General features: G+C 28.7%; 14 protein-coding genes and 3 pseudogenes. 2 read left to right on the top strand and 15 right to left on the bottom strand.

Annotated elements, in window-relative coordinates; translation table 11 throughout:
• Window positions 1-249 precede the first annotated feature (249 nt).
• The 12 genes and pseudogenes from BUB83_RS20285 to BUB83_RS20230 form a co-directional block, all read right to left on the bottom strand.
• Window positions 250-474 (bottom strand): annotated as a pseudogene (locus tag BUB83_RS20285) (peptide deformylase); the annotation flags it as partial.
• Window positions 475-629: 155 nt separating this feature from the next.
• A complete protein-coding gene (locus BUB83_RS20280) occupies window positions 630-1,016 on the bottom strand; it encodes a retropepsin-like aspartic protease (RefSeq protein WP_073340920.1) in 387 nt (128 codons plus the stop codon).
• On the bottom strand, window positions 1,009-1,269 hold the full coding sequence (locus BUB83_RS20275) for a hypothetical protein (RefSeq protein ID WP_073340919.1): 261 nt from the start codon (window positions 1,267-1,269) through the stop codon (window positions 1,009-1,011). Before BUB83_RS20275 ends, BUB83_RS20280 begins: the two co-directional genes overlap by 8 nt.
• A 238-nt stretch (window positions 1,270-1,507) precedes the next feature.
• Complete coding sequence (locus BUB83_RS20270; RefSeq protein ID WP_073340918.1) at window positions 1,508-1,804, bottom strand: 3'-5' exonuclease; 297 nt, start codon at window positions 1,802-1,804, stop codon at window positions 1,508-1,510.
• A complete protein-coding gene (locus tag BUB83_RS20265; RefSeq protein WP_073340917.1) occupies window positions 1,777-2,295 on the bottom strand; it encodes a hypothetical protein in 519 nt (172 codons plus the stop codon). Before BUB83_RS20265 ends, BUB83_RS20270 begins: the two co-directional genes overlap by 28 nt.
• Window positions 2,291-4,179, bottom strand: a pseudogene (locus BUB83_RS20260) (UvrD-helicase domain-containing protein); the annotation flags it as partial. The pseudogene BUB83_RS20260 and the gene BUB83_RS20265, both read right to left, overlap by 5 nt.
• Window positions 4,180-4,390: 211 nt before the next feature.
• A complete protein-coding gene (locus BUB83_RS20250; protein ID WP_073340914.1) occupies window positions 4,391-4,768 on the bottom strand; it encodes a hypothetical protein in 378 nt (125 codons plus the stop codon).
• Between the two features lie 104 nt (window positions 4,769-4,872).
• Entirely contained in the window at window positions 4,873-5,079 is a 207-nt protein-coding gene (locus tag BUB83_RS20245; protein ID WP_073340913.1) for a hypothetical protein, read from the bottom strand.
• The gene (locus tag BUB83_RS22095) at window positions 5,076-5,213 is read right to left on the bottom strand and encodes a hypothetical protein (RefSeq protein ID WP_159434125.1); all 138 of its coding nucleotides are present in this window, start codon (window positions 5,211-5,213) and stop codon (window positions 5,076-5,078) included. The genes BUB83_RS20245 and BUB83_RS22095 overlap by 4 nt, the downstream gene beginning before the upstream one ends.
• On the bottom strand, window positions 5,191-5,913 hold the full coding sequence (locus tag BUB83_RS20240; RefSeq protein WP_073340912.1) for a 4Fe-4S binding protein: 723 nt from the start codon (window positions 5,911-5,913) through the stop codon (window positions 5,191-5,193). The genes BUB83_RS22095 and BUB83_RS20240 overlap by 23 nt, the downstream gene beginning before the upstream one ends.
• A gap of 375 nt (window positions 5,914-6,288) precedes the next feature.
• Window positions 6,289-6,420, bottom strand: a complete 132-nt coding sequence (locus tag BUB83_RS22825; protein WP_278336949.1) for a hypothetical protein — start codon at window positions 6,418-6,420, stop codon at window positions 6,289-6,291.
• Window positions 6,421-6,578: 158 nt separating this feature from the next.
• A complete protein-coding gene (locus BUB83_RS20230; RefSeq protein ID WP_073340910.1) occupies window positions 6,579-7,244 on the bottom strand; it encodes a MotA/TolQ/ExbB proton channel family protein in 666 nt (221 codons plus the stop codon).
• A 226-nt stretch (window positions 7,245-7,470) separates the two neighbouring features.
• Between BUB83_RS20230 and BUB83_RS20225 the strand changes: the two genes are divergently transcribed.
• Both BUB83_RS20225 and BUB83_RS20220 read left to right on the top strand, forming a co-directional pair.
• Window positions 7,471-7,872, top strand: a complete 402-nt coding sequence (locus BUB83_RS20225; RefSeq protein ID WP_423231153.1) for a tyrosine-type recombinase/integrase — start codon at window positions 7,471-7,473, stop codon at window positions 7,870-7,872.
• Window positions 7,788-8,737, top strand: a pseudogene (locus BUB83_RS20220) (IS91 family transposase); the annotation flags it as partial. The gene BUB83_RS20225 and the pseudogene BUB83_RS20220, both read left to right, overlap by 85 nt.
• A 327-nt stretch (window positions 8,738-9,064) precedes the next feature.
• Here BUB83_RS20220 and BUB83_RS20215 read toward each other — a convergent pair.
• The 3 genes from BUB83_RS20215 to BUB83_RS20205 all read right to left on the bottom strand — a co-directional run.
• Window positions 9,065-9,280, bottom strand: a complete 216-nt coding sequence (locus BUB83_RS20215) for a hypothetical protein (RefSeq protein ID WP_073340909.1) — start codon at window positions 9,278-9,280, stop codon at window positions 9,065-9,067.
• Between the two features lie 61 nt (window positions 9,281-9,341).
• Entirely contained in the window at window positions 9,342-9,818 is a 477-nt protein-coding gene (locus BUB83_RS20210; protein ID WP_084133732.1) for a DUF2691 family protein, read from the bottom strand.
• Between the two features lie 499 nt (window positions 9,819-10,317).
• Window positions 10,318-10,583 (bottom strand): hypothetical protein (locus BUB83_RS20205; protein ID WP_341465361.1); only part of this gene is annotated, 266 nt, incomplete at its 5' end.

Raw genomic sequence — 10,583 nt, 5'->3', positions numbered from 1 at the left:
GCCACTGACTTCTCCAGGATATCCTGACTTTCTTATCTTTTCCTCTATTGCTTTAAAAAACTTTTCCATTTTTTCGCTCTCTTTCTTTTTTAAATACCTGTTCCTCTTCAAATCAAGTATATACTATGTTTCTAAATAACAGTATCCCTAATCATTATTAATTTATGATCAGAGGAAAACCTCACTTATCAAACTCACATGATTCTCAATGACCCTAGGCAATAATTACGTCATATTTTAATTATTCAATTAAATTATTATACCTTCAAAATGATCCATTTCATGTTGAATTATTTGTGCTGTAAATCCAGTAAACACTTTCTTTTGCTTCTTAAAATTTCTATCAAGATACTCCACTTCTATCTTTTCATATCGCTTTGTTTTTCTAAAGCCAATTAAAGATAAACAACTCTCTTCAGTTTCATAAATCTTTTCTTTATTTAATACAACTGGATTTATAATAGGCACAATTAGAATATTTTTACATAAATATAAAAATAAGCACCCCTGGGGTTTTTGCTAAATCTTTAGATTGAGCTTGCTAATTACATATAGCTTGTCATTAATATATTTAAATTGTCAATATTATTTGTAGTAATTTATAAATAACTTTTCATAGAATTAAAAATTTATAAGCTTTTTTTAATTACCATTCTCTCTAAATCAATTATTGCTTTTATTGATTTCAAAAAATTCATTCCTAATATTCCATTTATGTCAAAGCCATAGTCCATTACACCTATTTCAACTTTAAAATTATCAATATTTAAATCTCCTAAACTTATTGAATCCAAATACTTTTTATAAACAAATTCCGAACCACCCACCCCAGAAATTGTTTCAATTACATCATCTTCCTCTATTGTTATCCCTATATCCTCTACTTTCTCCATTTTTAAAACTGTACCTCCTGAACCTGTATCTAAAAGTATATCATCTAATTGCATTTCCTTACCCTTATATGTTACTTTAATGCTACAAAATGGAAGCCCATACTTAAAATAAAGTTTAATCATTATTTCTCACTCCAATCCATGTTCGTTCTTCTATAGATAATCTTTGGTTTTTGGTGTGATAAACATACATTTCTCTACTTTTATCTTTTTTATGTATTGCGGCATACTCTTTAAGCGCTTCCTTTCCTATATCATAAGCATTTATAACTGATATTTCTTCAACAATTCTTTTGCCATTTTCCGAATGTACCTGGATAGCCTCAAATAATATCCATTTATTAATATATATATTTCTTGCTTCTTCCCATTTCATACTTAACACTCCTCCATAAATAAATTTCTTTATTCAAAATATCTTTTTTAAGAACTAAATTTACTCTTATTATAACACAATGCAGTAGTACTAAACGAAACTCACATATCTATAGCCATACCCCTTCAACTATTAATTTATTCAAGTCCAAAACTTTTAAAGCCTAAGATTTTATACATAAATAAATTAAGTTTACGTACGGTATGTCTATATATACGTTAACATATTGAATACTATTTTATTTCCTAACATAATCCTTCGCATCAAAATCATAAAAGAATGGAGATACTGCTGTTTCTCTGCTATGAAAATACATCATTTCTAAATTTGTTTTTGCTCTTGTCATGGCTACATAAAGTCTTTTTCTTTCATCATTATCAATATCCTCTAAATCTTTAGATATATCTCCTCCATCATTGTACTTGTCCAATTTTTCTTTCTCTTTTTTATTTGAATAATGAAATTTATCAAATTGAAGTAAAAATACATAATCAAATTCCAAGCCTTTTACATTGTATACATCTGTAAAAACCATTTATTTAAATTATCAATAACTTTCTTATAATCTATTTCTTTATAATCTTTTCTCAAATCCTTAATAAATTCTAAATTGGAAAATAAATTATATACTTTTCTAAAAGCTTTTTCTTCTTTAGGCATAAGTTCTTCAATTTTTAACTTATTCATTTCTATTTCCATTAAGTAATTACAAGAAGAGAAAACTTCTTCAATATCATTAATTAGCAAACTGCAAAGTATTTTATCTTCTACTGTTTCTTCTATTATTTTACGAAGTGCTATTTTCATTTTTATTTCTGTTAATGACATATGTAATTCTGGATTCAAGGATTTTCTAAAATCATTATATGTCCAAACTTTATTTTTAGCTTTTCCATTTCCTAATAAAAGTTTCAAATGCATAGAATAGGAAGATGTACTCATAACATGTAACTCATTAGCTTTATATTCTATATTTTTAAAATACTCATTAGGATTATTATAAGTTTCTACAGAAAAATCATACATTTCCATTCCCCCTTGCAATCAAATTAGACCAAGTATTTATTCTTCCGTTATCATAACTCAATTTAGAATTATACATGTGTACTGATTTTTTACCTCTAGTTATAGCCACATAAAGTAATCGTGTTTCTTCTGCTATAATTTCTTTTTCTTCCTCAGTTATTTTATTTTCATAATGAGTATTGCTAAACTGATTTTCATCTAAACTAATACAATATCCCAGAAGTATTTTTCCATCTTTATCGTTAATAAATATGTTTATCATTATTGTTTTTACTTTTTTCAACAATTCTTCATCATCATCTATTTGATTTTTTCTATCTTTCATAAAATTGATACCATATTTTTTATATGGTTCTAATTGTTTAACTACTTTTTCTAATACTTCTAATGTAGGATAGTGTTTTAAATCTTCTATATAAGTTCTCAATATTTCAAAAACTTCTGTATCTTCTACTATTCTTTTTAAGTAATCTCTATTAACTGAAAAATCATCCAAAATAATATCATTTGAAATACCCTCTCCATAAGAAGAGTTGCTTAATGCATACTGATATAAAGATACATTTGGATATAATAAGGCTTTTAATAATACATAAAACTCTTTTATAGCTATGCTTCTATAAAAACCACCTTTTTTCTCCGTTTTACATAGAATACTGTTTCTTTCTAATTCTTTAACTACTCTATCTACATTTTCATTTGATCTAACTAATACAGTGATGCTTTCTTTTTCAGCATTGTTACTATTATCTTTAATTTTATTAGAATTAATTTCTTCTATTAAATCAATAATATAATCAATTTTACCTTGAAATTTGCTTTCACTATTATCAACATAAAATCTTTTTAATCCTTGTCCACTTTTCCCTTTTATTATTGATTTTAATTTGTCTGATTCTTTAAATTGAAAATACTTTAGCTGGTCATTTGTATCAGCTTTTTTATCTCCTACATTTACAAAAAAATCATTTATGCTATTTAATAAATTTTCCTCACTTCTGTAGTTTTTATCTAAAATACAGTTTTTTATCTCATTTTTATCTACTTGTTGTATTAGCTTATTTGTATATTCATTAAAAGCAGTATATTCTGCTCCTCTAAATCTATATATACTTTGTTTAATATCTCCTACTACTGTTGCATAACAGCCAGAATAATTAATTAACCACAATAAAAATTCTACTTGAATTGAATCAGTATCTTGAAACTCATCAATCAATATGTAGCTTAAGTCTAATTTGTTTTTACTTATATCCTGGTTCTTAAGGTTTTTCAGTTTTCTAACTAAATCATTTATCTCTATACCTGAAGTTTCAAACTTCACCTTACTTAATCTTTTTTCCAAACCATTTAACAGATATTCAAGCATATGATTAAATTCAAAGGAATCTTCTCCAAAGTTCAATTCATTACTAACTATACTTTTATTAGAAATAAAATTATTCACTTTAAGAATAGCTTTTATTAATTTATATTGAGGAATAAACTTGTACTTTTCATATTTATCCTTGTGTTCATAGCTATAATCATTAATTAAATCTTCTATTATATTAAACTTTTCATATTTGAAATTTCTTATAGAAGTGTTATTAGAAACCCCTATATCATGTCCAATTTTATTTAAAACATCTTTTCCTAAGAATGTATGGTATCTACCTTCATCAAAGTCATTTCGTCCATCAAATCTAAAAACCGTCTATCTCTAGTCACCTTATAATAAGCCTCTAATCGAGCATTAAGTTTTTCTTTAATTTGAATAGCCGCTTTATTTGTAAATGTTATCATAACAATCTGAGAAAGTTTTATATCATCATCAAAATGTCTTAAATACATCACTCTATCAATCATTACTTTAGTTTTACCGCTGCCTGCTCCTGCTTTAATGATTATATGATTATCTAGTTCTGAATGTTCAACTTTAAATTGTTCTACATTAAAATCAGTGTTTTTAAGTTCCTCTTCTATGTTAGATGACAATTCTCCATCATAAACAAAAAATTCATCTCCATTATTATACCCAATTTTTTTCACACAATTTATTATAAATAAATCCACCTTTTTTTAATCATTAACATATCTCTCCTGTCAAAATGATTTAATGTAACTCAGAATAATCAGCTTTCAAATATATTTTGAAATCCGAAATAGAAATTTTGTATTGTTTAATCATATTACTAATGATATTTCTTATATGCTTTGCACTATGATTAGTAGCAATGTATAAATCTAAATCTTTTAACTTTCTTGGCGATCTCATTGATGGCTCTCTTTCAAATGAAAAGTAAACAACCTTCTTTCCATTCATTTTTGAGTTATATGGAAAAGATGAAATGATTTTTTCATCAATATCGAATAATAGATTTCCTGTTTCTATAAGCATTTCTTTCCAGTCCTTAACATCAATTTTTTTCCCTCTTAATTCAAATGCCGCTGGTCTTTTATGTGTGTAATCTTCATATAAATTATGAATCACATTATAGCAAAACAAAATTGTAATTTTGTTAATATCCCCTAGGGGACATTAACAAATTATGAACAAAGTGAATGATTTGTTTTGCTTTTACTTAGTAAGTGATTTTATAATTCTTTAATGTTTTTAATTTCGCTCTCATACAATGTAACACTGGTTCCACCTCTACGAACATCGAAGCTTGTTTCATCTATGCCATATTCTTCTTTATTAGTAACTGAGCAATCCCAGCTTTCTACAGTTCCTTTAAATACTTGACCATCATCAGTAGTAACCTCTACGTCTTTATACATATACTCTGCTAAATGTTTCATTTTCTTAATTTTGCTCCTTTCTTACTAAGATAATCAGTAAGAACATGTCCTCCTTCTTTACCATATTTTAATTTAAATACACTAGTATCTGCTTGATTATTGTTACCCTCATTATTTCTGTTTCTTCTTCCCAATAGGCAACTTAACTCTTGAGTAACTAAGTGTTCCTTCAACTGGACAAACATGAATGCATTTCATACAATTGATGCATTGTCCATTTCGTACATGGTCATGAGCTGATACTTCAATATTCATTGGACATGCTTTGTCACATTTTTTACAGTTGATACAAGTGCTTTCATTTCTTTTTATGGAAAAAATTCTAGTCATGCTCAAAATACCGTATTTCGCTGATTCTGTGCAAAGATAATTACAAAAGGCTCTTTCGAAAACCATAGATAATAGCAAGTACACAATCATTATGCCAAGAGCAATTGTAGATACCGCTGTCATCATTTCTTCAGAAAACAATCCCAGAAAAGTTCCATATCCGTTCATTGGAGTTAGTAGAAAATCCAAAACACCTATAATCATAATCACGAATAATATATATCTTGAATACTGCATATATTTTTGAATACTTCTTGGCATTTTATATCTTTTCTTAAATAGTTTTTTCCCTATAATCCCCATAATTTCTTGAACTGTGCCATAAGGGCATGCCCAACCGCAAAAGAAATTACCAAAGAATAGTGAAGCCGGTAGAAACACTATAAGCACCATTCTTAGATTCATATAAACACCTGCTATAAGTAATCCTAAGAATAAAAATTGAGTGATTTTCCTTCCTAACTGAACTGTTTTGTTTTTTGAGTTTTTATTATTTTTTTCCATTTTACTACTTCCCTTCTCCCATTAATTTTTCATTAATTTAACTACTGTTTACTATTCCTATCACAACGCATACATCTCAGTGCTTCTGACCTAGCCATGCTTTCAGTTAGCACCGTTCTGTTCTCTTCAAAAGAAGAATAACATCCTTTAGTAAATAGTTCAACCTTTTCTGACTTACTTTCAGTGTCCCATATTGAATAATGAGCCTGTGTAAGCAACAAAAACTGTTTCAGTTTTTGTAAGGGGTCAGGCATTTTACAAAAATTGTAAATATAATGAACAATTTTTCTTGCTTACACTATAATCAAGACTAATAATCACTCTATTTTTATTCGGATGCTCCTCATAAAACTCTACCCAAACAACCTCCCCCAACTAATCCGCTCCACAGTGTCCAACATCATATCCAAGTTCAACCAAATGCCGCTGAATCTTAACCACATTCCAATCAAACTTATGACTATCCTTCTTAATCAAATACCCAGGATAAGATCCAACCAAATTCAAATTTTCCTCAACTTCTTTTTTAATCTCTTGAACCGGATAATTCTCCCCCGGACATTCTACGAGCAACAATAGCAAATTTTAACATAAATGTTAAAATAAACACCCCTAAGGTGCTGCCAATGAAAGGCTACAGCGAAGCGAAAGACTTTCGTTGGTTGCTAAACCTTATCCATACTATTAGCTGTAACTTCAAGTTGATTTATAGTTATTTCAATATGTTCTTTATAATTATCCTGCCAAATCAATAAAGCTCCAACTGCTTTATTTAATTCCTTAAAGTTTTCACCAAATTGTTCACTAATTTTATTATTAAAATCCTTGATAACCTCTTGTAGTGCATCAATTAAAGATTGAGAATTAAGCTCTGCCATATTACTAGCAAAAGTTTTAAATTCATTTATTAATTCATCCTGTTTTCTGCTAGTATCCATATTCGATATTTTTAATTCATTTATTATTTTTTCCTGATTTCTATTTGAGTTTTCATCCATTTTTTCAAATCTATCACTCATAAAACTTTGATTTTCTAGAATGTTTTTATTTAATTCTTTTATTACATCTATCATGATTTTTGCAACTTCTATACTGTCTTCATAATTTACTGAGTCTTCTTTACTTAATTCAGCTCTTATTCTATGCATTTCAAAGGACTTCATAATTATTGATGCTAACATACCAGCTATGGAAGTATAAAACGCTGTTTTCATTCCATCTAGAAGTTGGGGTACACTGGAATCAATATCATTAGCATTAAAATTGTATAAACCTATTGCTATACCTATAAATGTTCCTAAAACCCCTAAGCTAGAAGCTATATTAGGCATATTTGATTTCTCTTTTGGATTTTTCTTACTTTGCTTAACAAATATTATTACTGTTGCTATTATCGTAGCTGCTATAACAAAAGAAACGATTATGCTAAAATTTTTGTGTCCATCATTCTTGCTCCCCTTTAAATTATGTTAAAATCTATCTTGATATATTTTCTTTTATTTCATAACCAATTTTATTAAGCAGGTTCGTCGAAAACTTCTCCTCACAAAAGTACCGGTGCTGAGGTATGCATTACTTTCACAATCTAATCTTGAGATACTAAGAGATTATTGGAAAGCTTACCACCCTAAAGAATGGCTTTTCTACAGTAGAAACCATACTGGTACACACCTTACTTCAAGAGCAGTTCAGAATATATTTAGAAAATATATACAAATAACCAAAATTACTAAGAAAGTTACAACTCATACGCTAAGACATAGTTTTGCAACTCATTTGCTTGAATCAGGCACAAATTTATTTCATATAAAACAGCTATTAGGCCATTCAGACATTAGTACAACTGGTTTTTACTTAAATTTAGTAAAAATTGATGCCCTAAATGCCAAACTCTTGCTAAAGAACACTGGATTCAAAATCAAAAGAACAATTTACTTAACATCGGTTACTTTCACGTAGTGTTCACCATTCCAGATACACTAAATATGATAACCTATCAAAATCAGAAAGAACTTTATACTATATTGTTCAAAGCTGTTGCAGAAACCCTTGAAGAACTTGCCGCAGATAAAAAATATCTTGGTGCAAAGCTTGGATTCACCTCTGTGTTACATACTTGGGGACAAAATCTAATGCATCATCCTCATATTCACTGCATTGTCCCTGGTGGTGGACTATCGTCCAAAGGAACATGGGTAAATAGTAGAAAGAAATTTTTTATCCCTGTGAAAATGCTATCACGAAAATTCAGAGGAAAATTCCTGTACTATCTCAAACAGCTTTATTACCAAAATAAACTTGAGTTTCATGGCAGCCAAAAGCAGCTTCGCTCGGACAAAGAATTTGAAAAGTTCCTTTCCTCTCTTTATTCGAAAGAATGGATTGTTTACTGCAAACCACCTTTTAAAAATGCTGCTTACGTTGTTGAATATTTAGGCAGATATTCTCAGAGAGTTGCTATATCCAACAATCGTATTCTAAATATTGAAAATGGTTATGTCACATTCAAATGGCGTGATTAAAAGGATAATTGCAAGTCTAAACAAATGAAACTTTCTGCTGATGAATTTATCCGTAGGTTTCTAATTCACATACTGCCCAGAAGATTCATGAAAATAAGGCACTATGGCTTGCTAGGAAATAGAAAAAAACTATCAAGCTAAAGATTTGTAAGCAACTTACCAATACAAAGATTTTAATTAAAGAAAAACTTTCTACACTCCAACTAATTTTAAAGATTACAGGTAAAGATATAACAAAATGCCCCAAATGTGGTTCAGAAAAAATTAGACGGATTATTGCTCCTTCTAATTCTCCCCCAATCACGAAAAAACAGCATAACTTTATAATATGCCTCTTTATGGGGAGGGGGCCTATATGTCAAAATACCTTGATTTACTATATTCTTAAATGTTTTTTGCTTAGTATTAGAACTTTTTTCTTAAATGATCTTTTGATTTATGCAGAATGGAATTATTCAAACCCCATAGTTCTTGCTTCGATAACCGCGGTTTCGCGCTATAGTAATTATACAAAGTTGGCGTGTTGTCTGCTTTCACTATACTCAATCTTTGATTGAGAGGTTGAGTATCTTTTCGCGCCAACATTCGTATAATTTGCTATGTATTCTATGAAATTTGCTTCGTAATAATTATTTAATGTTTGCCAATTCTATCGCAGAATTAATAGCATTTAAAAGTTCTTTAGCCATTTCTATATTTAAACTTACTTCTGCATCTCCACCATGTTTTTCAGTTACTCCAATTAAAATCTCTTTATCAAATACACTAACAATAATCCCTGCACTATCATCTTTGTCTGCATTTCTATTTTCTATATATTTAACTGATATTCTCTTATCTTCCATGATTTACCTCTCCTTGAACCAGCAGATTTAAAGTACAATATCAAACTGTGACGTATATTATTTATTCAATATAATATATTTCTTTTAATAAGTCTTCTTCATTTATATATTCCACATCCTCGTAACCTTTTGACACTGCATAACTGTACATCTTTGAAATCAATTGGTCACTTTTACACCAAAACATAACATATGAACAATCATATACTCCAAGTGCTATTTGACAATCACTCTCTAGAAATTGTTTATAAGTCCTTACTGCTTCAACAGTTTCTTCTTTAGAAAAAGCTCTTAAAGTAACAAAGATTAAATAATAGGTATTAGTTTTTGCAATATTGTATAATTTTTCACCCTGTATTATCCGTTCTTCTTCTTTAAACAAAAACTCATTTATAAATTCATCATTGTCCAATAAATGTATTTCATCATTATCAATTGACCACCAATATTTATCAAACGGTATGGGTTCAATTAAATCATTGAGATATTTTCCATACTCATTTGGAATTTTAAAACTTAGTGCCATATCTCTCATCATCCATGTAAGCCTCCAAATGTATATATTTTAGCAAAATTTTATTTCAGACTTTTTCTTAAAAATTGAATGTATTTCTTTATCTTAAATCCTGCATAACTATTTTTATTATATTCTAATCTATAAAACTCACCCCAATAGCTTTCTATTCTACTTTCAGTTATAATAATAAACTTTTCATTATTTTCAATAAAGTCTTTCAGCATCATTTCATCTATAAGATCAAATTTTTATAGATATCATCAATTATCTCCACTACATATTCTCCAATTAATCTAATAATGTACGGTATGACCCAATTATAAATTCTACCGTTATTAGCAACAAAAACTGTTCCAGTTTTTGTAAGGGGTTATATTTATTACAAAAATTGTAAATAAAATGAGCAATTTTTGTTGCCACATATAGAACTTAATGGCAAAGAGAAAAAACACCCATCCGCCAAAGACTAGTGCTTCACTCTAGAATAAAATATTAATTTTAATTCATCCAATAGGTCTATCTATGCAGCATCAAAATCAATAAAGTACTTTCTCTCTGGTGTATGTATGGTGAGGGTTGCTAAATTAATATTGTCCTCTAAAATATCCACTCTGTATTCGAACATGACATCATCATTTTGCTTCTTCATGAATAAGTAACTTCCTTCTTCTTGATCCTCGGCCTCATCACTTATTTCAGCATAGATTTCTTCGCCACTGACTTCTCCAGGATATCCTGACTTTCTTATCTTTTCCTCTATTGCTTTAAAAAACTTTTCCATTTTTT

It is taken from the genome of Clostridium grantii DSM 8605, assembly GCF_900129965.1.
Lineage (GTDB): Bacteria > Bacillota > Clostridia > Clostridiales > Clostridiaceae > Clostridium_AF > Clostridium_AF grantii.
The sequence above is the reverse complement of the archived record's forward strand: the minus strand, read 5'-3'. Positions and strand labels throughout refer to the sequence as shown.